This is a genomic window from Curtobacterium sp. PhB25 (assembly GCF_004365375.1).
Classification (GTDB): Bacteria; Actinomycetota; Actinomycetes; order Actinomycetales; family Microbacteriaceae; genus Curtobacterium.
The window spans coordinates 131366-153381 of sequence record NZ_SODR01000003.1; the positions used below are offsets into that span (position 1 = coordinate 131366).

General features: G+C 72.4%; 22 protein-coding genes. 6 read left to right on the forward strand and 16 right to left on the reverse strand.

Annotation, left to right across the window (positions count from 1 at the left end):
- Positions 1 to 42 precede the first annotated feature (42 nt).
- Complete coding sequence (locus EDF51_RS07430) at positions 43 to 585, reverse strand: NUDIX hydrolase family protein (RefSeq protein ID WP_111083509.1); 543 nt, start codon at positions 583 to 585, stop codon at positions 43 to 45.
- A 73-nt stretch (positions 586 to 658) separates the two neighbouring features.
- On the opposite strand from EDF51_RS07430, the gene EDF51_RS07435 reads away from it, so the two are divergent.
- Positions 659 to 1276, forward strand: a complete 618-nt coding sequence (locus EDF51_RS07435) for an alpha/beta hydrolase-fold protein (protein ID WP_166673507.1) — start codon at positions 659 to 661, stop codon at positions 1274 to 1276.
- A 175-nt stretch (positions 1277 to 1451) separates the two neighbouring features.
- On the opposite strand, the gene EDF51_RS07440 is transcribed toward EDF51_RS07435, so the two are convergent.
- Positions 1452 to 2099, reverse strand: a complete 648-nt coding sequence (locus EDF51_RS07440) for a PadR family transcriptional regulator (RefSeq protein WP_235035855.1) — start codon at positions 2097 to 2099, stop codon at positions 1452 to 1454.
- Between the two features lie 179 nt (positions 2100 to 2278).
- On the opposite strand from EDF51_RS07440, the gene EDF51_RS07445 reads away from it, so the two are divergent.
- Together EDF51_RS07445 and EDF51_RS07450 are read left to right on the forward strand one after the other, a co-directional pair.
- Positions 2279 to 7069: a DEAD/DEAH box helicase gene (locus tag EDF51_RS07445; protein WP_134194381.1), complete on the forward strand. Its 4791-nt coding sequence runs from the start codon at positions 2279 to 2281 to the stop codon at positions 7067 to 7069.
- Positions 7062 to 7841 carry a DNA-formamidopyrimidine glycosylase family protein gene (locus tag EDF51_RS07450; RefSeq protein WP_123671403.1) on the forward strand — a complete coding sequence of 260 codons (780 nt, stop codon included), beginning with the start codon at positions 7062 to 7064 and terminating at the stop codon, positions 7839 to 7841. The genes EDF51_RS07445 and EDF51_RS07450 overlap by 8 nt, the downstream gene beginning before the upstream one ends.
- 37 nt (positions 7842 to 7878) lie before the next feature.
- On the opposite strand, the gene EDF51_RS07455 is transcribed toward EDF51_RS07450, so the two are convergent.
- The gene (locus tag EDF51_RS07455) at positions 7879 to 8805 is read right to left on the reverse strand and encodes a LysR family transcriptional regulator ArgP (protein WP_133937373.1); all 927 of its coding nucleotides are present in this window, start codon (positions 8803 to 8805) and stop codon (positions 7879 to 7881) included.
- A 70-nt stretch (positions 8806 to 8875) separates the two neighbouring features.
- Between EDF51_RS07455 and EDF51_RS07460 the strand changes: the two genes are divergently transcribed.
- A complete protein-coding gene (locus EDF51_RS07460; protein WP_243837091.1) occupies positions 8876 to 9595 on the forward strand; it encodes a LysE family transporter in 720 nt (239 codons plus the stop codon).
- Between the two features lie 14 nt (positions 9596 to 9609).
- Here EDF51_RS07460 and EDF51_RS07465 read toward each other — a convergent pair whose 3' ends face one another.
- From EDF51_RS07465 to EDF51_RS07495, 8 genes are all read right to left on the reverse strand, one after another.
- Positions 9610 to 11085, reverse strand: a complete 1476-nt coding sequence (locus EDF51_RS07465) for an amino acid permease (RefSeq protein WP_123293079.1) — start codon at positions 11083 to 11085, stop codon at positions 9610 to 9612.
- A gap of 191 nt (positions 11086 to 11276) precedes the next feature.
- A complete protein-coding gene (locus EDF51_RS07470) occupies positions 11277 to 12149 on the reverse strand; it encodes a hypothetical protein (RefSeq protein WP_208321830.1) in 873 nt (290 codons plus the stop codon).
- Positions 12150 to 12167: 18 nt separating this feature from the next.
- Positions 12168 to 12989 carry an alpha/beta fold hydrolase gene (locus EDF51_RS07475; protein ID WP_165918691.1) on the reverse strand — a complete coding sequence of 274 codons (822 nt, stop codon included), beginning with the start codon at positions 12987 to 12989 and terminating at the stop codon, positions 12168 to 12170.
- A gap of 146 nt (positions 12990 to 13135) precedes the next feature.
- Positions 13136 to 13240, reverse strand: coding sequence for a type II toxin-antitoxin system RelE/ParE family toxin (locus EDF51_RS20265; RefSeq protein WP_243837092.1), 105 nt, complete (start codon positions 13238 to 13240; stop codon positions 13136 to 13138).
- A 17-nt stretch (positions 13241 to 13257) separates the two neighbouring features.
- A complete protein-coding gene (locus EDF51_RS20270) occupies positions 13258 to 13395 on the reverse strand; it encodes a hypothetical protein (RefSeq protein WP_243837093.1) in 138 nt (45 codons plus the stop codon).
- Positions 13392 to 13652, reverse strand: coding sequence for a type II toxin-antitoxin system Phd/YefM family antitoxin (locus tag EDF51_RS07485; RefSeq protein WP_123293073.1), 261 nt, complete (start codon positions 13650 to 13652; stop codon positions 13392 to 13394). The genes EDF51_RS20270 and EDF51_RS07485 overlap by 4 nt, the downstream gene beginning before the upstream one ends.
- 28 nt (positions 13653 to 13680) lie before the next feature.
- Positions 13681 to 14193 carry an MGMT family protein gene (locus EDF51_RS07490; RefSeq protein WP_111083519.1) on the reverse strand — a complete coding sequence of 171 codons (513 nt, stop codon included), beginning with the start codon at positions 14191 to 14193 and terminating at the stop codon, positions 13681 to 13683.
- Positions 14190 to 15788 (reverse strand): AlkA N-terminal domain-containing protein, encoded by a 1599-nt coding sequence (locus tag EDF51_RS07495; protein WP_243837094.1) that lies wholly within the window; start codon positions 15786 to 15788, stop codon positions 14190 to 14192. The genes EDF51_RS07490 and EDF51_RS07495 overlap by 4 nt, the downstream gene beginning before the upstream one ends.
- 310 nt (positions 15789 to 16098) lie before the next feature.
- Between EDF51_RS07495 and EDF51_RS07500 the strand changes: the two genes are divergently transcribed.
- Positions 16099 to 16635: a molybdenum cofactor biosysynthesis protein gene (locus tag EDF51_RS07500; RefSeq protein ID WP_134194516.1), complete on the forward strand. Its 537-nt coding sequence runs from the start codon at positions 16099 to 16101 to the stop codon at positions 16633 to 16635.
- 61 nt (positions 16636 to 16696) lie between these two features.
- On the opposite strand, the gene EDF51_RS07505 is transcribed toward EDF51_RS07500, so the two are convergent.
- The 5 genes from EDF51_RS07505 to folE all read right to left on the reverse strand — a co-directional run bounded on the left by EDF51_RS07505 (position 16697) and on the right by folE (position 20332).
- Entirely contained in the window at positions 16697 to 17239 is a 543-nt protein-coding gene (locus tag EDF51_RS07505; protein WP_134194387.1) for a type 1 glutamine amidotransferase domain-containing protein, read from the reverse strand.
- Positions 17240 to 17354: 115 nt separating this feature from the next.
- A complete protein-coding gene (locus EDF51_RS07510) occupies positions 17355 to 18008 on the reverse strand; it encodes an HAD-IA family hydrolase (protein ID WP_134194389.1) in 654 nt (217 codons plus the stop codon).
- 10 nt (positions 18009 to 18018) lie between these two features.
- The gene (locus EDF51_RS07515; RefSeq protein ID WP_134194391.1) at positions 18019 to 18807 is read right to left on the reverse strand and encodes a pyrimidine reductase family protein; all 789 of its coding nucleotides are present in this window, start codon (positions 18805 to 18807) and stop codon (positions 18019 to 18021) included.
- Positions 18804 to 19742, reverse strand: a complete 939-nt coding sequence (gene folP / locus EDF51_RS07520) for a dihydropteroate synthase (RefSeq protein ID WP_134194393.1) — start codon at positions 19740 to 19742, stop codon at positions 18804 to 18806. Before folP ends, EDF51_RS07515 begins: the two co-directional genes overlap by 4 nt.
- Positions 19739 to 20332, reverse strand: coding sequence for a GTP cyclohydrolase I (folE, locus tag EDF51_RS07525; RefSeq protein ID WP_123293064.1), 594 nt, complete (start codon positions 20330 to 20332; stop codon positions 19739 to 19741). Before folE ends, folP begins: the two co-directional genes overlap by 4 nt.
- A gap of 176 nt (positions 20333 to 20508) precedes the next feature.
- Here folE and EDF51_RS07530 point away from each other — a divergent pair, with 176 nt between their 5' ends.
- Positions 20509 to 21981 carry an NCS2 family permease gene (locus EDF51_RS07530; RefSeq protein WP_134194395.1) on the forward strand — a complete coding sequence of 491 codons (1473 nt, stop codon included), beginning with the start codon at positions 20509 to 20511 and terminating at the stop codon, positions 21979 to 21981.
- Positions 21982 to 22016: the final 35 nt, after the last annotated feature.

Consider the following 22016-nt stretch of genomic DNA (forward strand, 5'->3'; position numbering starts at 1 on the left):
TCGGGGGGGGGGCTCCGTCGTGTTCGGGAACCGAGCCGGTCGCTACATGAGCGCGCCGACCGACGCGAGGCCCGCGCGCAGCAGGGCGCCGCGGCCCCCCTCCATGTCGTCGGCGACGCCGTCGGACGCGGCTTCCATCGGGGTCATCCACGTGAGCTCGAGGGCGTCCTGCCGGGGCTCGCACGTGCCGGTGACCGGGACGACGTAGGCCAGCGAGATCGCGTGCTGCCGCTCGTCGGTGTACACCGAGGCGCCGGGCAGCGGGAAGTACTCGGCCACCGTGAACGGTGTCGGGCTCGACGGCAGCTGCGGGAACGCCATCGGGCCGAGGTCCTTCTCGAGGTGACGGAAGAGCGCGGTGCGGATGGACTCGCCGAACATCACGCGACCGGACACCAGGGTGCGGACGATCGAGCCGCTCGGGGCCACACGCAGCAGCACCCCGACCTCGGTCACGACGCCGAGGCCGTCGGTGCGGACGGGGATCGCCTCGACGTAGCAGATGGGGAGTCGACGACGCGCGTTGGCGAGTTCCTCGTCGGACAGCCAGCCGGAGTCGGGGTCGGGGGTTTGCAACGAGGCCATGCACCGTGTCTACCAGGGACGGCGTCGAGTTCGGCGAAAGGCGCGGGACTTGGGGATGGTTAGCGTTGTCCACATGATCGATGCAGACCTGGTGCAGTGGACCCGTCCCGCGGAAGAACGCGCAGGGACACCGCTGCTCGTGACCATGCACGGGGTGGGGTCGAACGAACGCGACCTGCTCGGACTCGCCCCCGCGCTGCCGGCGGCCTGGACGATGGCGTCACTGCGGGCACCGATGCCGTGGGGCCAGGGGTTCAGCTGGTACCCGCTCGGGACGCCGGGCTCCCCCGCACTCGAGCCCGTCGACACCGCCGTCGCCGAGGTACTCGCGTGGGTCGACTCCGTCGCCGCCGACCACCCGCGGATCGGGCTGCTCGGGTTCTCGCAGGGCGGGTCGATGGCGCTGCAGCTGCTGCGCGCACGGCCCGCGGCGTTCGCGTTCGCGGTGTCGCTGTCCGGGTTCGTCGTACCGGGGGTGACGGACTCTCGTGACGAGGCCGTCGCCGCCGTCCGGCCGCGGGTGTTCCTCGGGCACGGCGACCTCGACCCGGTGATCCCGGCGGAGGCCACCGCGCGGACGCAGGCGTGGGCGGCGGCGAACACCACCGTGACGGACCGGGCGTACGAGGGGCTGCCGCACGCGGTGTCGGCAGCGGAGCTGTCGGACGTCGCGGCGTTCATGGGGGTGTAGGCGCGGGGCGCGCTTGGTGCGCGGCGCGGGGCGCGCTTGGTGAGCAGAAAAGGTCGAGTCCAGGCGTGCGGACTCGACCTTTTCTGCTCACGATGCGCGGGGGTTAGCCCCGGCGACGACGGACGGGAGGCACGGTGCGGGCTGGCAACGTGCCTCCCGTTCGTGGGTTCCGACGTCAGTCGGCGAGGATCTGCAGGAGGTCCTTGCGGAGCTGGTCGACCTTGGCGGTGGCGGCCTTGGCCTGGTCCTCCGTCGCGGTCGTCCGGTACATCTGCAGGACGCCCATGGTCTTCCGGAGCGCTTCGAAGAACTCGCGCTGCGCGTCCGGGATCCCGGGGGCCGCGTCGAGTGCCGCTGCGATCTCGTCGGCCTTCGCCTCGGCCTCGGCCTTGCCGGCGTCGGTGAGCTCGAAGAGGGTCTTGCGGCCGTCGCCCGACGAGACCACGAGGTCTTCGTCGACGAGCTGCTGGAGCGTCGGGTAGACCGAGCCGGGGCTCGGCTTCCAGGCGCCGCCGGTGCGCTCGGCGATGGTCTTGATCACGGCGTAGCCGTTCTGCGGCCCCTCGGCCAGCAGGCCGAGGATCGCGAGGCGGACGTCACCGCGGCGGCGGCGTTCGCGCCCGAAGCCGGGTCCGCCGAAGCCGCCGAAGCCGGGGCCGAAGCCCATGCCCGGCCCGAAGCCCGGGCCGAAGCCACGGCCGCCTCGGCCGCCGTGCTCGTGGTCACCGCGGTCGCGGCCGGGGAAGCCGGCGCCGTGGTGCTGCCGCGCGCCGCCGAAACGGGGGCCGCGCGGGTGGTGGTTGCTGTCGTTGTCGTTGTGCATGGGGCGCATGGTGCGCATGGTGCGTCCTTCCTTGTTGCTGAGTCGGCTCGCGATCGGTTCGACGGGTTTCGTCTTCGTCGTATCGCGATGTGTTTACGATAGATCGCTAACTATCGTCTTGTCAAGGGGTACTCCTCGCTCGGCCTGCTGTCGGTGGTGGCGGGCAGGATGGGCGGACCATGACGGACGTCTTCGAGCGCTTCTCCCCCGCGACCGCGGAGTGGTTCCGAGGTGCGTTCGACGCCCCGACACCGGCGCAGGCGGGCGCCTGGGACGCCATCTCGACGGGGCAGCACGCACTCGTCATCGCGCCGACCGGTTCCGGCAAGACCCTGGCCTCGTTCCTGTGGTCGATCGACCGGCTCATCAGCGCGACCGACCGGCCGCCGGCCAAGCAGCGCACACGGGTCCTGTACGTCTCGCCGCTCAAGGCCCTCGGCGTCGACGTCGAGCGGAACCTGCGCAGCCCGCTCGTCGGCATCACGCAGACGGCCAGGCGGCTCGGTACCGAACCACCAGAGGTCACCGTCGGGGTGCGCAGTGGCGACACCCCGTCGTCGGACCGGCAGAAGCTGCTCCGCCAGCCGCCGGACATCCTCATCACGACGCCCGAGTCGCTGTACCTCATGCTCACCTCGCAGGCGCGCGAGACCCTGGTCAACGTCGACACCGTCATCGTGGACGAGGTGCACGCGGTCGCCTCGACCAAGCGCGGAGCGCACCTGGCCGTCTCGCTCGAACGGCTCGACGACCTGCTCGACAAGCCGGTGCAGCGCATCGGGCTGTCCGCCACGGTCCGGCCGCCGGAAGAGGTCGCCCGGTTCCTCGGCGGCCGTGCGCCGGTGACGATCATCGCCCCGCCGGCGCAGAAGACCTTCGACCTGCGCGTGGTCGTGCCGGTCGACGACATGGCCGAGCTCGGTGCTCCGCCGGTCGGTGCGGACGCGTCCGATGCGCCCGCGAACGGCTCGATCTGGCCGCACGTCGAAGAGCGTGTGGTCGACCTCATCGAGGAGCACCGGTCGACGATCGTGTTCGCGAACTCGCGGCGACTGGCCGAGCGACTCACCGCGCGGCTGAACGAGATCCACGAAGAGCGCGTCCTCGCCGCGGCGGCTCCGGCTTCGGCCGCGGAGGGCGATGCGCTGGTGCCGGCGGGTGTCTCGCCGGCCGACGACGGACTGCCGGTGGCGCGGGGTCGCCCACAGTCGCCCGCCCGGACCTCGGCGCATGCGGTCGCACCCCAGGGCACGAAGCGGCCGCCGGCGCAGATGATCGGCGCGTCCGGGCAGACCGGTGGCGGCGGCTCCGACACTGCAGTGCCCGTGCTCGCCCGCGCCCACCACGGCTCGGTGTCGAAGGACCAGCGCGCCATCATCGAGGACGACCTGAAGTCCGGTCGGCTGCGGTGCGTCGTCGCGACGAGTTCGCTCGAGCTCGGGATCGACATGGGCGAGGTCGACCTCGTCGTCCAGGTCGAGGCGCCGCCCTCGGTCGCGAGCGGCCTGCAACGCGTCGGGCGTGCCGGGCACCAGGTGGGCGAGATCTCGCGCGGCGTGCTGTTCCCGAAGCACCGCGCCGACCTCGTCAACAGTGCGGTCACGGTCGAACGGATGATCTCCGGGCAGATCGAGTCGATCTCGGTGCCGGCGAACCCCCTCGACGTCCTGGCGCAGCACACCGTCGCCGCGGGAGCGATCGACACCGTCGACGTCGAGCAGTGGTTCGACCTGGTCCGGCGCAGCGCTCCGTTCAGCGGACTTCCCCGTTCGGCGTTCGACGCCACGCTCGACCTGGTGACCGGGCGGTACCCGAGCGACGAGTTCGCCGAGCTCCGCCCGCGCCTGGTGTGGGACCGCGTGCACGGCACCCTGACCGGACGCCCCGGCGCCCAGCGGCTCGCGGTGACGAGCGGCGGCACGATCCCGGACCGCGGCATGTTCGGCGTGTTCATGGTCGGCGAGAAGGCCTCCCGGGTCGGCGAGCTCGACGAGGAGATGGTCTACGAGTCCCGCGTCGGCGACGTCTTCGCCCTCGGAGCCACGAGCTGGCGGATCGAGGAGATCACCCACGACCGGGTCATCGTGAGCCCGGCGTTCGGACAGCCCGGTCGGGTGCCGTTCTGGAAGGGCGACGGCATCGGCCGCCCCGCCGAACTCGGTCGCGCGACGGGGGCGTTCGTGCGCGAGGTCGAGGGCGCCTCGGACGACGACGCCCGCGCCCGGATCGCCGCCGGCGGCCTCGACGAGCGTGCTGTCACGAACCTGCTGACCTTCCTGCGCGACCAGCGGGCGGCCACCGGCCACGTGCCGAACGACACGACGCTCGTGGTCGAACGCTTCCGCGACGAACTCGGCGACTGGCGGCTCATCCTGCACTCGCCGTACGGCATGCAGGTGCACGCGCCGTGGGCCCTGGCGGTCGCGGCGCGGCTGCGTGAACGCCACGGCATCGACGGCGACGCGATGGCCGCTGACGACGGCATCGTGGTGCGCATCCCCGAGACCGACGCCGAACCGCCGGGTGCCGACCTGTTCGTGTTCGAGCGCGACGACCTCGAGGCGCTCGTCACGGACGAGGTCGGTGGCTCGGCGCTGTTCGCCGCGCGGTTCCGCGAGTGTGCGGCGCGCGCCCTGCTGCTGCCCCGTCGGAACCCCGGGCAGCGATCGCCCCTGTGGCAGCAGCGGCAGCGGGCCTCGCAGCTGCTCGAGGTGGCCCGGAAGTACCCGTCGTTCCCGATCGTGCTCGAGACCGTGCGCGAAGTGCTGCAGGACGTCTACGACGTGCCCGCCCTGCTCGGCATCGCCGACGAGATCGCCGGCCGCCGCATCCGCCTGGTCGAGACCGAGACCGAGACGCCGTCCCCGTTCGCCCGCTCGATCCTGTTCGGGTACGTCGCCGCGTTCATGTACGAGGGCGATTCCCCGCTCGCCGAGCGCCGGGCCGCGGCACTGTCGCTCGACTCGACCCTGCTCGGCGAACTGCTCGGCCGCGCCGAACTGCGGGAGCTGCTCGACCCGGCGGTCATCGCCTCGGTGGAAGAGGACCTGCAGCGGCTGTCGCCGGACCGCCGGGCGCGCGACGCCGAGGGGCTGGTCGACGTGCTGCGGCTCGTCGGCGCGCTCGACCTCGACGAAGCCGTCGACCGGAGCTGGCTGGCGGCGTCGGACGACCGCTCCGCCGCTGCGACCGAGGTGCAGACCGTGCTCACCGCGCTCGAGCGCGACCGCCGTGTCCTGTCGTTCTCACACGCCGGGTCCACCCGCTGGGCCGTCATCGAGGACGCCTCGCGCCTGCGTGACGCCCTCGGGGTCCCGCTGCCGATCGGCGTGCCGACCGCGTTCGTCGAACCCGTCGCCGACCCGCTCGGTGACCTGGTCGGCCGGTACGCCCGGTCGCACGGGCCGTTCTCGGCGCAGGAGGCCGCGGGTCGCCTCGGCCTCGGGGTCGCCGTCGTGCAGGACACCCTGCGCCGTCTGGTCGCCGACCGGCGTGTGGTCGAAGGCGAGTTCCGCCCGGATCGGCAGGGCGCCGAGTGGTGCGACGCCGAGGTCCTGCGCCGGATCCGCACGAAGTCCCTCGCCGCGCTCCGCCACGAGGTCGAGCCGGTGTCGCCGGACACGCTCGCGCGCTTCCTGCCCGCCTGGCAGCACGTGCAGACCCCCGGCACCCGCGGCGGCCTGCGCGGGGTCGACGGGGTCCTGCAGGTGATCGACCAGCTCGCCGGTGTTGCCCTGCCCGCCAGCGCCTGGGAGACCCTGGTGCTGCCCGCGCGGGTGACCGACTACTCCACGAACATGCTCGACGAGCTCACCGCCACCGGCGAGGTCCTGTGGTCCGGCGGCGGGACCCTGCCCGGCAACGACGGGTGGGTGCGCCTGCACCTCGCCGAGACGGCGTCGACGACGCTCGCCGAGCCCTCCGGCGACGAGACCACCGAGCTGCAGCGCGACGTGCTCGGTGCCCTGGCCGGCGGCGGCGCGTACTTCTTCCGCCAGCTCGGGCAGGCCGTCGGCAGCACCGACGACCCGGCCCTGACGACGGCGCTGTGGGACCTCGTCTGGGCCGGACAGATCACGAACGACACGTTCGCTCCGCTCCGCTCGATGCTCGGCGGCAAGGCGAAGAGCAGCAGCGCCCCGCGGGCTCGTGCGTACCGCGGGCGCCGCCGTCCGACGATGCCGACGCAGTCCGGCCCGCCGTCCGTCGGTGGCCGCTGGTCCCTGCTCCCCCTGGCCGAGTCCGACTCGACCGTGCGGGCCGCCGCGACCGCCGAGCAGCTGCTCGAGCGCTACGGGGTCGTCACCCGCGGGGCCGTCCAGGTCGAGGGGGTCCGAGGTGGGTTCGCCGGTGTGTACCGAGTGCTCTCGCGGTTCGAGGAGTCCGGGCGGGCGCGCCGCGGCTACTTCATCGAGGGGCTCGGGGCCGCACAGTTCGCCACGGGTCCGACCATCGACCGGCTGCGGACCTACGCCCGTGACCTCGACGACGACGAACGCGTCGACCCGGACCGGAAGCGCGAGGCACTGACCCTGGCCGCGACCGACCCCGCGAACCCGTACGGCGCATCGCTGCCCTGGCCGTCCGACGACCGCGCGGCGGCCGACACGGACGTCACGGGCGCCGACGTCGCTGCTGTCGCTGCGGCTGCGCAGAAGGCCCCGGCACCGGCCACCACCGGCGCACGCGGCCACCGGCCCGGGCGCAAGGCCGGAGCACTCGTCACCACCGTCGACGGCCGGCTCGCGGTGTACGTCGAGCGCGGCGGCAAGTCGGTGTTGACCTTCACCGACGACCCCGCCGACCTGGCCGTCGCAGCGGCGTCGATCGCGGGCATCGTGCGCACCGGACTGCGGAAGCTCGCGGTCGAGCGCGTCGACGGCGAGTTCGTGCTCGGCACCCCGCTCGGCACCGCGCTGGGCGACGCCGGGTTCACCGCCACCCCGCAGGGACTCCGGCTCCGTGCCTGAGGGCGACACCGTCTACCGGGCAGCCCACCGGCTGCACACGGCGCTCGCGGGCAAGGTCCTGACCCGGAGCGACTTCCGGGTGCCCGCGTTCGCGACCGTCGACCTGGTCGGCCGCACCGTCGACGAGGTCGTGCCCCGTGGCAAGCACCTGCTGCACCGGATCGGGGACCTGACCGTGCACTCGCATCTGAAAATGGAGGGGCGGTGGGACGTCTACGCCCCCGGCGAGCGCTGGCGACGCCCGGCGCACCAGGCACGCGCGATCCTCGACACCGAGGACGTCTCGACCGTCGGGTTCACGCTCGGGGTGCTCGAGGTGATCCCCCGCGACCAGGAGTCCGAGGTCGTCGGACACCTCGGCCCGGACCTGCTCGGGCCCGACTGGGACGCCGACCTGGCACTCGAGAACCTGACGCGGGATCCTGCACGGCCGGTCGGACTGGCGCTCCTCGATCAGCGGGTGCTCGCCGGCCTCGGCAACGTCTACCGCAACGAGCTCTGCTTCCTGCGCGGGGTCCTGCCGACCCGCCCGGTGGCCGAGGTGCACGACGCCGGCCGGACGATCTCCCTGGCGAGCCGGCTCATCCTGGCGAACCGGGACCGCAGCCACCGGGTGACGACGGGGATCGATCGCCCGGGGCGTCGGTTCTGGGTCTACGGACGCGCGGGCAAGCCGTGCCTGCGGTGCGGCACCCGGATCCGGCGAGGGGACCTCGGTGACTCGGAACTCACCCTGCGGGACACCTACTGGTGCCCGCGCTGCCAGACCTGAGCCGCGGGCGCAGCGACGAGCACCGGCACGTGCCTGCTCACCGGGTGACGGGGTGCAGGCGCTCGGCGGCGGTCGACCGCACCGCGTCCGTGATCCGCTCGAGCAAGGGTGACGCCAGGTTCCACCGCTGCCACCACAGGGCGACGTCGGCTCGGCGCGTCGGGGTGAGCTCGAGCAGCTCGCCCCGCGCCAGGGCATCGAGGCACTGCGCTTCGGGCAGCATCCCCCACCCGAAGCCGAGCGAGACCGCCCGTGCGAAGTCGGCCGAGGTCGGGACGAAGTGGCGTGGACCGGAGGGCGCGTGGCCGAGCACCCGGCGGAGGTAGCCCTGCTGCAGGTCGTCGTCACGGTCGTAGTCGACGAGGGGCACCAGGTCGAGGCGGCTCAGCATCCGCCGCTCGGTGTCGGCGTCGGCCAGGTAGCGGTCGACGAACGCCGGCGACGCCACCGCCCGGTACCGGTCGATGCCGAGCGGTACCGACGAGCAGCCCTGCACGGGATCCGCCTCGGCCGTCACGGCACCCATCACCGTGCCGGCGCGCAGCAGCTCGGCGGTGCGGTCCTGGTCCTCGCGGTGCAGGTCGAAGACCACCTCGGTGTCGACACGGACGAGTGCGAGCGCGTCGAGGAACCACGTGCCGAGGGAGTCGGCGTTGACGGCGAGCGGGATCGACGGCACCGCGGTCCCCGATCCGTCGGCATCGGTCTCGCCGAGTGCGCGGGCGGTCTCGTCGTCGAGGAGCCGCACCTGGCGTGCATGCCGGAGCACGACCGCACCGTCGGCCGTCGGGGTGACCGGGGTCGTCCGTTGCAGCAGGACACGGCCGACCTGCTGCTCCATCGACTTGATGCGCTGTGAGACCGCCGACGGGGTGATCGCCAGGGCCCGGGCAGCCGCGTCGAGGGTGCCGTGGTCGACGGCGGCCAACAGGGTCTCGAGGTGCTCGCGCTGGAACCGGACCATGCAGTGCAGCTTACGGCGCTGTAGGAACGTGAGCTGGTCTACAGACGAGGGTGTCCCTAGCGTCGTGGACGTGACCGCACTCATCCCCCTGCTCGCCGGCCTCGGCACCGGACTCGCCCTGATCGTCGCGATCGGTGTGCAGAACACCTACCTGCTCCGGTTGGCGGTCAGCTCGGGCCTGCGGGTGGTGACGGCGGCGGTCGTCGTGTGCGCGGTGTCGGACGCCGTGCTCATCGTCGCCGGGGTGCTCGGCGTCGGGGCCGTGGTCGAGCGGTTCCCGGTGGCGCTCGTCGTCGTGCGGTTCGTCGGGGCCGCGTTCCTCGTGACCTACGGCGTGCTCGCCGCGCGACGGGCACTGCGGCCGTCGAGCGACGCCATACGCGTGGCCGACGAGGCGGCGGACGACGGCGTGCCGGAGCCGGCCGCGGGCAGTGGACCCGAGCGCCCGGGGACGGTGGTGGCGGGGCGGACGCGCACCGTGCCTCCCGGCCAGGCGGTGACCATGCGCACGGCAGTGGCGACCATGCTCGTCTTCACGTGGGCGAACCCGCACGTGTACCTGGACACGCTGGTGTTCCTCGGGTCCGTCGCGAACCAGCAGGGCCCGGACGACCGCTGGCTCTGGACCGTCGGCGCGGTTGCGGCGAGCTGCCTGTGGTTCGGCGCGCTCGGGTTCGGCGGGCGACTGCTCCGACCGCTGTTCGCGAAGCCGCTGACGTGGCGGGTGTTCGACGGTCTGGTCGCCGTCGCGATGCTGGGCTTCGGGGTCCTGTTGGTCGTCGGCGCATAGGACGCCGGAGCCCGCTACTGCTGGCCCTTGCCGACCCGGCTGTTGCGGCGGCTGTAGCCGAAGTAGATCGCGAAGCCGATGACGAGCCAGACGACGAAACGCAGCCAGGTCTCGACCTCGAGGTTCAGCATCAGCCAGAAGCACAGCACCGCCGACAGGATCGGGATCACCGGCGACCACGGCACCCGGAACGAGCGCGGGGCGTCCGGGCGCGACTTGCGGAGCACGATGATGCCGATCGACACCAGCACGAAGGCCGACAGCGTGCCGATGTTGATCATGCCCTCGAGCTTGTCGACCGCCGTGAACCCGGCGAGCAGCGCGACGACGACCCCCGCGACGACCTGCACGCGCACCGGCGTCTGCGTCTTCGGGTTCGTCTTCGAGAACCAGCGCGGCAGCAGACCGTCGCGGCTCATCGCGAAGACGATGCGGGACAGACCGAGCAGCAGCACCATGACGACGGTCGTCAGACCGATCAGGGAGCCGATGGCGATGATGCCGGCAGCCCACGGCAACCCGACGATGTCGAAGGCCGAGGCCAGGGACGGTGCGTCCTCCTGCGCCAGGCGCTGGTAGGAGACCATGCCGGTGATGACGATGCTGACGCCGACGTAGAGCAGCGTCACGATGCCCAGGCCGATGAAGATGCCGCGGGGCAGCGTCTTCTGCGGGTTCTCGGTCTCCTCCGCGCTGGTCGCGACGACGTCGAAGCCGATGAACGCGAAGAACACGAGCGACGCCGCGGCGAGCAGCCCGAAGACGCCGTACTGCGCGGGCTCGGAACCGGTGAACCACGACACGAGCGACTGGGTCCAGACGCTGCCCTCCGCGCCCTTGGCGGGCTCCGACGGCGGGATGAACGGGGTGAAGTTCGCGGCCTTGACGAAGAACGCGCCGGCGACGATGACGAACACCACGATGGCGACCTTGATGATCGTGATGACCGCCGAGACCCGCGACGACAGGCGGGTGCCGAAGGCGAGCAGCACCGTGAAGATACCGACGATCAGGACCGGGCCCCAGGTGAACGGGATCGGGCCGAGCTGGATCGTGCTCGGCAGGGTCACACCGAACACGTCGAACGCGGTGCTGAGGTAGATGCCCCAGTACTTCGCGATGACGGCGCTGGCGGTGAGGGTCTCGAGGATGAGGTCCCAGCCGACGATCCAGGCGAGGAGCTCGCCCATCGTGGCGTAGGTGAACGTGTAGGCGGAGCCGGCGACGGGGATCGTCGAGGCGAACTCGGCGTAGCACATGATCGCCAGGCCACACGTGACGGCGGCGAGCAGGAACGAGATGATGACGCCGGGCCCGGCGAAGTTCGCGGCGGCGTTCGCGCCGACCGAGAAGATGCCGGCGCCGACGGCGACCGCGATGCCCATCGCGGCGATGTCGAACGTCTTCAGGGAGCGTTTCAGGGACCGGCCCTGCTCCTCGGAGTCGGCCAGTGAGGCCTCGATCGACTTGATGCGGAGCTTCGTTGCCATGGGGTGGATCCCGTCATCGACTGGGCGGCGGACCCCGTGACATTACTGGTGTACCACCCCGACACGCAAACAGCGGAGCCGCTGGGCGCATGGGAACCAGGTTCCGGACGCGGAACCAGGGAACGGCGCGGTGCGGTGTCCGGAACCAGGTTCCGTGGGCAGGGCGGGTCGACCGGGAGGCCCGGCTCGGCTCAGGCGGATCGGCGCCAGTCCGCCAGGAACCGCGCTCCGGCCTCGTCGTGGATCACCCCGTCGGGTGCGGTGAGCACCGGGTACGGCGTCGCCGGCACGCCGTCCGAGGGACGGACGTCGACGTGCGCGACCTCGTGGCCGTTCGCGTGCAGCCAGTCCGCCATCGCGTAGTCGCTGCGCGAGTCGCCCATCGTGCGCCAGGCCGTCGGCAGCTCGCCGTCCTGCGCCAGGAGCTCGAGCGACCGCTCGGCGCCCATGTCCTTGCCGCTGCGGTCGGACTCGACGTCGGTCGAGATGATCGTCGGGTCGATCCGCCACTGCACGGCGCCGTCGGCGTCGGGTCGGACGTCGTCGAGACGGCGCACGCCCAGGCCGCGACGCTCGAGGGCCGCCATCGCCTTCGCGTCGAACTCTGGCTGCCGGGCCAGGTACGTGGCGTTCGGCACCTCCACCCGCTGCTCGATCGACACCATGGCGCGCTTCGTCTCGTCGAAGAACACCAGGTCGGCGTACTCGGTGCGGACGAGCTCGCGCATCTCGTCGGCGTAGTCGCGCGGGAGCGCCAGGTCGTCGGCGACGGTGAGCTCGCTCATGCCGCCCTCGTACTGCGGGCCGATCGAGCACCAGACGGCGCCCTTCTCGCAGACGGCGTGCACGCGGCCATCCTCGGCGAGACCACCGGCGAGCAGCGGACCGACCACCTCGCTCCGGATGAAGGCGTCGCTCCGGCCGGTGTTGAAGACGACGGGGATGCCCTCGGCGGCGAGGGCGACGAGGTCCTCGATGATGCTCGGGATCGCGATGGTGCGGGAGACGGGGCTGGCGATGGGCCCGTCGACGTCGAGCAGGAGTCCGAGACGAGGTGCGTTCACCACGCCATCCTCTCGCAGTCAGCTGCTCGGTGAGACGACCCGGACCAGGAACCCGTCGAGCACGGCGCCGATCGCGGCCGGGTCGGGCACGTGACCCTGCCCGGGGACCTCGACGTAGCCCGACCCCGGCACGGCCTCGACGACCGCTCGGGCCGCCTGCCGCATCCACTCGTGGCCGTCGCTGCCCGCGGCGACGAGCACCGGGACACCGACCGCTGCTGCCACCCGCTCCGGGATCGCCAGGCCGTTGAGCACCCGCACGTCGCGGCTGAGCACGTGGGCGTCGACGACGAGCGACCGCCAGAGCGCACCCTTCAGCCGCAGCGCCGAGATCTGCCCCATCGGCACCCCCAGGACGTGCGCGAGGAACGCCCGGACGGCCTGGGCGCGACGGCCGGCGGCGACGTGCTCGTCGAGCAGGTCGGCGAAGACGACGTCGTCGGCGTGCGGGTCGACCGTCGCCCGGTACGGCGGCTCCCACAGCACGGCGGCCCCGAGCGGGACGCCGGCGGCGAGGCCCCGGAGGACCACCCCCGCGCCGACGCAGAGGCCGAGCGCGGCGACGGGTCCGTCCACACTCGCGACGACGGCCGCGAGGTCCTCGACCTCGCGCTCGATCGTCCACGGGGTGGTGTCGCCGCTCGCACCGCGGCCCCGCCGGTCGTACGTGATGACCCGGTAGCGGTCCTGCAGGCCGCCGGTCAGGTGCTCGACGGTGGGGGTGCCGTGGTGGTCGAAGGCGCCACCGACCACGACGAGCGCCGGACCGGTCCCCGCGTCGGACACGGCGATCACCGTGCCGTCGGCGGAGACGACCGTGCGGTCGACGTGCTGGTCCATTGGGGGCCTTCCGAGGGTGGTTCGACGGCGCTGCGTCGGGTCCTCGGGAGGGACCGGGCGGGTCGGTCCTCGAAGCATGGCATCGGAGCGCTCCCACGTCACCACCCGCAACCAGGGGGAGACGACCGATCCGGGTCCGGCTCCGCTCAGCGGTCGCGGTAGATCGCTCGGCGGTGGCCGGCATCGACGACGATCACGATGAGTCGGCCGTCGTCGATCTCGTAGATCAGACGGTAGTCACCTGATCGCACCCGCCAACCGGGTCGGTTCACGAGCTTCCGAGCTGCCGGGGCCGCGGGTGGTCGGCGAGGATCGCGAGGAGTCCCTCGATCCGCCGACGACCGTCGGGCGGGAGCTTGCGGATGACACGTTGCGCGGACGGGATGACCTCGACCGACCAGGTCATCCGAGTCCGAGTTCGCGCTTGAGATCGTCCCACTGCACGTTCTCGCCGCCGATGCGCTTGTTCTCCGCGATGGCAGCGTCGTACGCGACCAGGTCGTCGAGGTCCTCGGCCGCCTCGAGCAGGCGGTCCAGGACATCCGCGTCCACCACCGCCGCGACGCGCTTGTTGCGCCGGGTCAGGTAGACGGGTTCGTGCCGGGCGTCGTCGATGATCGACGCCAGGCGGCCACGTGCTTCGGAGATCGACACTTCGCTCACCTGTACATTCTAGAGCATTTTGTACAACTCAGACGAGCGCCGTCGTGCCGACCGACTCCCGTTCGAGCAACGATCGCTTGACGTCGAGCCCCCATGCGAAGCCCCCGAGCGTGCCGTCCGACCGCAGCACCCGGTGGCACGGTACGAACAGTGCGGGAGCGTTCCGTGCGCACACGCTGGCGGCGGCCCGCACGGCGTCCGGACGGCCCATCGCCCCCGCGAACTCGGTGTAGGTCAGGGTGCCGCCGGCGGGGATGCGGCGGAGCTGCCGCCACCCCTCGGTGAACAGGTCGGTGCCGAACTGCCGCACCGGCACCTGCATGGCGTGCTCGACCTCGCCCGAGTAGAAGGCGTCCACGGCATCAGCGGCGGCGACCGTGCCGTCGACGATGCGACTGGGCCGGTACCGGTCGGCGAGCCGCCCGAGGATCCGGTCGACGGAGTCGGTCCAGCCCGAGGCGAGGACACGGCCCTCGGCGTCCTCGAGCACGGTGAAGGCCCCGTCCGGGGTGTCCAGGGTCTGGATGGTTGCGTCGGTCATCGTTCGTCCTTCCGAGGGTCGTTGTCTGCGTGCCGCGCACGGCCGGTGCCGTGCACCCGCGCGCCGGCGGCCGTCGCGATCGCGCGGTCGATGATCGGTCGCCAGCAGTGCATCGTCAGGTAGCTCCGCCAGGGCGCCACCTGCTCCGACCATAGGGAGAGCTCGCGCGCCGTACCGGGCAGTCCGAGTTCCTGTGCACCGTTGCGCACCGCGAGGTCGCTGTGGAGGAACACGTCGGGGTGGTGCCGGACCCGGAGCGCCACGTAGTCGGCGGTCCACGGCCCGATGCCCTTCACCGCCAGCAGCCGCTCGCGCAGCTCGTCGAGGGACTGTCCGCCGTCGATGACGAGCGACCCGTCGGTGAGCGCCGCGGCGACCCGCAGGATCGTGTCGACCCGGGCGGCCGGACCGCGCAGCACCTCGTGGCCGCGGGCGGCGATGACCTCGGCGGACGGGAACAGCAGGCCGTCCGGCAGGATCGCCGACGGCACGGCGGCACCGAGCGCCGCCACGAGCCGCGTCTGGGCCGTCCGGGCCGCGGCGACGGAGACCTGCTGCCCGATGAGGGTGCGGAACACGATCTCGTGCGCGTCGACGGCACCGGGCAGCCGCAGGCCGGGGACCCGCCGCACGGCCGCGGCCAGCTCGGGCACGGAGCCGAGCACCGCGTCGACGGCGACCGGGTCGGCATCGAGGTCGAAGTACGACCGGACGCGGGCGACGAGCGTCGGCAGGTCGGACAGGTCGGTGACGCGCACCCGCAGGTCGATCCCGGTACCGCGACCGGCGGCCGTGGAACCGGCCGTCCCCGCGACCGCGGCCGACGCGCTGAACCAGCCCGGGCCTCCCGGCAGGTCGAGCAGCCGCCCGTACGAGGTGACCCGACCGGATTCGTCGGTGTCCACCTGCTCCAGGCCCGGCAGGGCGTGCAGCGCGTGCCAGTCGAGGAGCCCCTGCGCGTCGAACGGCGGCCGCGCGGGCAGGTGCACGTGCAGTGCGCCGTCGGACGCGGGCCGGAGCGTCCGCCGGGCGCGCAGCTCGGACGGGGTGACGGCGAAGACCTCGCGGACGGTCTCGTTGAACTGGCGGACGCTCGCGAACCCGGCGGCGAAGGCGACGTCCGCGATGGGCAGGTCTGACGACGTCAGCAGCGTGCGTGCCGTCTGGGCGCGGAGTGCGCGGCTGAGTGCCTTCGGGCCGGCACCGAGCTCGGCCGTCATGATGCGGTTGAGCTGGCGTTCGGAGTAGCCGACCCGTGCGGCGAGGCCCGGGACGCCGTCGCGCTCGACGACGCCGTCGAGGACGAGGCGCATGGCGCGACCGGCGACGTCCTCGCGCAGGTCCCACTCGGGGCTGCCGGGGGTCGCTTCGGGCAGGCAGCGCTTGCAGGCGCGGAAGCCCGCCAGGTGCGCTGCGGCGCTCGTGCGGTAGAAGGTGACGCCGGCCTCGCGGGGCGTGCGTGCCGGGCAGCTCGGTCGGCAGTAGATGCCGGTGGAGTGCACGGCGGTGACGAACTGGCCGTCGAAGCGTGCGTCGCGCGAGGCGACGACGCGGTAGCGCTCGGCATGCAGCTGGTCGGTTCCGGGGATGGTCACGGGCCCAGCCTGACACGCACCACCGACCGCGACTGGCGGAAATCGGACGCCGCGGCGCGCGCGTGGTGCGGGTGGCTGGCGGGCCCGAGGTTCCGAAATCTCGGCATGTCGGCGCTCGATGTGCTCGCCCGTGGAACCTCGGCGCCACACCGACGGCGTGTTGTGGAACCTCGGCGCAGTGCCGACGAGGGCACGGCGTCGACCGGGAGGCCCGGCTAGCGTTGGGCGGGTGACCTCCGGAGACGACGTGGCCGGGTCTGACCACCGGGTCGGCTCCGACGAGCTCGCCGAGCTCGCCGACTCCGTCGACCTGCCGTTCCGGACCGACGTCGAGGTCGCGCTGCTGCTCGTGTCGCGCCGCCACCGCTACGAGGGCAGGCCGGCCGACGGTGCCCTGCCGGTCCGATCGGACGACCCCGACGAGCTGCGCGACCGCATCGAACTGCGCGCGGGACTCGGCATCGTCGGCGACCGCTACTTCGCGGCGCGGGCGCACGTGCACGCCTCGGTGACGGTCATCGGGCTCGAGGGCCTCGAGGAGGTCGGACGATCACTCGGCGTGCCGGTCGATCCCGTGGCGACCCGGCGGAACGTGTTCCTGCGAGGCGCCGACGTCGAGTCACTCCGGGGCGAGCCGTTCTCGCTCCAGAGCCCCGGCAGTGGTGTCGTGCTGTTCCGCGGGTACCGGCCGGCGAACCCGTGCGCCTGGATGGACCGCGAGGTGGCGCCGGGGACGTTCCGGGCGATGCGTGGACGGGGCGGGGTGCGGTGCGACCCCGAGTCCGACGGCGTGCTCACCCTCGGACCCGCGGTGCTCCGGACGACCCGCCCCGTCGCGCTGGGCTGACGGCGGCGCCGTCAGCGGCAGCGCCGGCAGCGGCAGGGCCGTCAGCGGAAGCGCACCGTGCTCACGCTGTCAGCGCGCTCTCGATCGCGTCGACGAAGGCCGGCAGGTCGTCGGGGTTCCGCGAGGTGATGATGCCGCCGTCGACCTGGACCTCCTGGTCGACCCACTCGGCGCCGGCGTTCCGGACGTCGGTCTGCAGCGACGGGAACGAGGTGATCGTCCGTCCGCGCAGCACACCGGCCTCGATGAGGGTCCACGGGCCGTGGCAGATCGCCGCGACGGGCTTGTTCGCCTCGACGAAGGCCGACACCAGGGAGACCGCCGAGTTGTCCTGTCGCAGGGTGTCGGCGTTGATCGTGCCACCGGGGACCACGAGCGCGTCGTACCCGGTCACGTTGACACCGGCGATGGTGGTGTCGGGTTCGAGGGACTTGCCGGGGTCCTTGTCGCCGACGAGGGTCGCGATCGAACCGGAGTCCTGCGCCGCCACGGTCACCGTCGCGCCACGCTCGCGGAGCTGGTCGACGGGCACGACGATCTCGTCCTGCTCCACGCCGTAGTTCGTCGCGATGACGAGGACCTTCTTGCCGTCCAGGGTTGCCATGGTCGCTCCTTCCGCGGCACGGTGGTTCCGGCCGCACGTGCGGCCCGGTTGTTCCGGCCGCACACCCGAGGGTCGTCGGGGAGCGCTGGACGTGCCCGCAGGACGCAGCGGGTCCTCAGCCGCGGATGCGGAAAGCGGACCCTTCGGGCTCGACGGTGATGCCCTCGTACCCCGACACCCGGTAGAGCCCGGCTGTGACGTCCGACTCGTGCGGGCCGACGACGACCGTGGTCGCTCCGGAGGCGATGGCCGACTCGAGGCCTGCGGGGGCGTCCTCGAACGCCACGCAGTCGGTTGCCGCGACACCGAGCAGTGCGGCACCGCGCAGGTACCCGTCGGGGTGCGGCTTGCCGTGCTCGACGTCCTCGGACGGCACGAACGCCGTCGGCATGGTCAGGCCCGCTGCCGCCATCCGGCCGGCGGCCAGGTCGCGCGGTGCACTCGTCACGAGCGCCACCGGCACGCCTGCGTCGAGGAGCCGGTCCACGAAAGCGGCGGCGCCCGGGATCTCGAAGATGCCCTCGCTGCTCGCGCTCTCCTCCGCGACCAGCGCGGCGGCGATGCGGAGCTGTTCGTCGCGGTCCAGTTCGGGCAGGAAGTGCTCGATCGTGCTGATCGCCTGACGGCCGTGCGAGAAGGCCAGGATCTCGGCGGGGTCGATGCCGCGGTCGTGACCGAACCGGGTCCAGGTGGCCTCGACCACCGCGGTCGAGTCGACGAGCGTCCCGTCCATGTCGAAGAGGACCCCGGACGCCACGATGTCGATCACGCGCCCGACCCTAGCCGACGCGGTCGACCGGCACCGAGACTCGGGCGGACGGCTCCGCCCGGACGTACCGGGTCAGCAGCACGTCACCCGCACCGCGGAGCACGTGCGCGGGCCGCATCCGTCGCAGCTCCGGGGAACCGCCGCGGGCGATCCGGGGCCCGGTACCGCCCTCGAGCGAAGGGTCGATCGTCAGGGTCAGCTCGTCGACGGCGTCCGCGGCGATGAGCGACCCGAGGAACGACGGGCCACCCTCGCAGTGGATCGTGACGAGCCCCCGCGCCACCAGTGCGTCGCGGACGAGCGACACGTCGACCGAGTCGGGGTCGGTGTCGGTACTGCAGGGCACGACGTCGGCGACGGACGACAGCGCGACCCCGGCGTCCGACGTCGCCGCAGCCGCGGAGGTCAGGACGACCGCCCGGACCGGGGCCTCGGTGAACACCCGGGATCCGGCGTCCAGTGACAGTGACCGCGACACGATCGCGAACACCGGGTGGTCGGGCAGGCCGTGCGCCCGGCGCCAGGCCACGTCGGCGTCGTGCAGGACCATCGGCCCGTAGCCCTCGTCGCGCACGGTGCCCGCGGCGACGAGCACGACGTCGGCGACCCGGCGGAGCAGGTCGAACACGCGCAGGTCGTCCGGGCCGCCGAGCGACCCCGAGACCCCGGCGGCCGAGGCGGACCCGTCGAGCGTCGCCACGAAGTTCACCCGCAGCCACGGCGCCGAGGCACCCGCCGTGTACAGGTCGATGAGGTCGTCGTCGGACAGGTCCGCGATCGACGGGGGCAGGAGGTTCACGTGTTGTGCCGTGCTTCCACCGGGGCGCGCCAGCCGAGTGTCGCCTCGACCATGCGCATCGCGTCGACGCTCTCGGCGACGTCGTGCATCCGGACGATCCGCGCCCCGAGCATCGCGCTCACGGCCGCGACGGCGAGCGACCCCGCCAGGCGTTCGCCGCGCGGGCGTCCGAGCGACTCCCCCACGAAGTCCTTGTTCGACACCGCCGCGAGCACCGGGTAGCCGAGCGCCACGACCTCGGGCAGGCGCCGGGTGACCTCGAGCGTGTGCACGGTGTTCTTGTTGAGGTCGTGGCCCGGGTCGACGATGATCCGCGACTCCGGGATCCCCGCGGCGAGCGCCCGGTCGACGCGCTCCCGCAGGAACCCGACGACGGACGCGGTGACGTCGTCGTACTGCGGCGGCGCTGCGAGGGGCCGTCGGGGTTCGGCGAGCGAGTGCGTGATGACGATCGTCGCCTCGGAGTCCGCGACGACGGCCGCCATCCGGGGATCGGACAGGCCGGTGGTGTCGTTGACCACACTCGCGCCAGCTGCGATCGCCGCTGCGGCGACCTCGGGGCGGAACGTGTCGACGCTGATGGTGACGTCGGACTCCTGGGCGAGCTGCTCGACGACGGGCACGACGCGGTCGACCTCGTCCGCAGCGGGCAGTTCCGGCCCCGGAGCGAACTTCACGCCGCCGATGTCGACCCAGTCGGCGCCCTGTTCGGCAGCCCGGACGGCGGCGGCGACGGCGCGGTCGAGCTCGAAGGTGGCACCGCGGTCGTGGAACGAGTCGGGCGTGCGGTTCACGATCGCCATCACGGCGATGCGGTGGTCGAAGTCGAACGTTCTGCGTCCGATCGTACGGACCGGCTGCCGCAGGTCCGGCACGACCCAGCCGGGTGCGGTCGATCCTGCCTGGAGGCCCGTGGCGGCCCCCTCAGTCGTCACGCGTCCGCCTCGGGGTCGGGCACACGCCCCGCACCGATGAGCGCGATCGCCTCGGCCCGGCCCGCGGCGTCGGCCAGCGAGCCGTTCGCCGCGACCGTGACCGTCGTCGACCCGGTCTGGCGCTCCCCCCGGGTCGTCACGCACTGGTGCTGCGCGTCGAGGACCACGAGGACCCCCTCGGCACCGAGCCCCTCGGCGATCGTGGCAGCGACCTGCTCGCCCAGCCGTTCCTGCAGCTGCGGACGCGAGGCCACGGCGTCGAGCACCCGCGAGAGCGTTCCGAGCCCGATCAGACGGTCACCCGGCGCGTAGGCCAGGTGCGCGACCCCGAGGAACGGCAGCAGGTGGTGCTCGCAGACGGACCGGAACTTCACGTCGCGGACGATGACGAGTCGGCCGCGTTCACCGTCCTCGGCGTGCACGGTGCCGTCGCGGGCGATGGCCACGGCGTCCGTGCCGATGCCGGCGAAGAACTCGGCGTACGAGTCGGCGACCCGAGCGGGTGTGCGTTCGAGTTCGGGGCGGTCGGGATCCTCGCCGATGCCGAGCAGGAGTTCGCGCACCGCGGCCTCGACGCGGGCACGGTCCATGCGTGACGTCACCGGTCCATCCAACACCAGCCATGGCCGGAGAACGCGAGCCGGCGCACGGCGTGACGTCCCCCGATCACGCGGGTCGGGCCTCCCGGTCGGACATCGGCGCACCCTGCGCGCCCTGTGAGGATCCTGTGACATGCCGGAAACCCAGCAGGCTTTAAACTTGCTCGGTGAGCGCCACGAAGACCGACACCCCACCCCGGAACCGCTTCGCGACCGGCCTCGATCGATACTTCTCCATCACGAAGCGCGGATCCACGATCCCGCGCGAGGTGCGAGGCGGACTCGTCTCGTTCGTGACGATGGCGTACATCGTCATCCTCAACCCGCTGATCCTCGGTGGGTTCAGCGCCGACCAGGCCGCCAAGGACGTCTCCGGCGGCTGGCTCGAGAACGCGCAGGTCGCCGCCGCGACCGGCCTCGTCGCCGGCCTGATGACCATCGCCATGGGCGTCATCGCGAACCTGCCGTTCGGCATCGCCGCGGGCCTCGGGATCAACTCGTTCCTGGCCGTCAGCGTCGTGCAGCAGGTCACCTGGGCCGAGGCGATGGGACTCGTCGTCATCAACGGCGTGATCATCGTGATCCTCGCGTTGACGGGGATCCGGACGATGATCTTCACCGCCGTCCCGGCACAGCTGAAGGCCGCGATCACCGTCGGGATCGGCCTGTTCATCGCCTTCATCGGACTCGTCGACTCCGGCTTCGTGCGCTCGTCCGGGCTCGCGTCCCCGCCCCTGCAGCTCGGCGAGGACGGCTCCGTCGGCGCCCTGCCGACCATCGTGTTCCTGATCGGCCTGGTGATCATCGGCACGCTCATGGCCCGCAAGGTCAAGGGTGCGCTGCTCATCGGCATCGTCGCGACCACGATCATCGCGATCATCCTGCAGGCGATCTTCCAGGTGCCGACCTCGGTCGACTCGAAGACCGGGTGGAACCTCAACGCGCCCGGCCTGCCGAGCGCCCTGTTCGCGTTCCCCGACCTGTCGCTCGTCGGCCACGCCGACCTGTTCGGCGCGTTCAGCCGCATCGGGCCGTTGGCCGCGTCGATGCTCGTCTTCACCCTCGTGTTCACGAACTTCTTCGACGCGATGGGCACCATGACCGGTCTGGCGAAGGCCGCCGGCGTCGCGAAGCCCGACGGCACGTTCCCCCGCCTGAAGTCGGCGCTCGTCGTCGAGGGCGTCGGCGCCATCGCCGGTGGTGGCGCCTCGGTGTCGTCGAACACCGTCTTCATCGACTCCGCCGCCGGCATCGGCGAGGGCGCACGCACCGGCATGGCGTCGGTCGTCACCGGCCTGCTGTTCCTGGCGTCGATGTTCCTCACCCCGCTCACGCAGGTCGTCCCGCTCGAGGTCGCCGCCGCCGGACTCGTCGTCGTCGGTGCCCTGATGGTGGCGCAGGTCGCGGACATCTCCTGGACGGACTTCGGGTCGGCCCTGCCCGCGTTCCTGACGATCGTCGTCATGCCGCTGACCTACTCGATCGCGAACGGCATCGGCGTGGGCTTCATCAGCTGGGTCCTCATCAAGCTGCTGTCCGGCCGGGGCCGCGAGGTGTCGTGGCTGCTCTACGTCGTCGCCGCGGGCTTCCTGCTGTACTTCGCACGAGGGCCGCTGGAGGCGCTGCTCGGCGTCGGCTGAGGCCGGGGGGGGCTGGGCAGGGGCTGGCCGGGCTG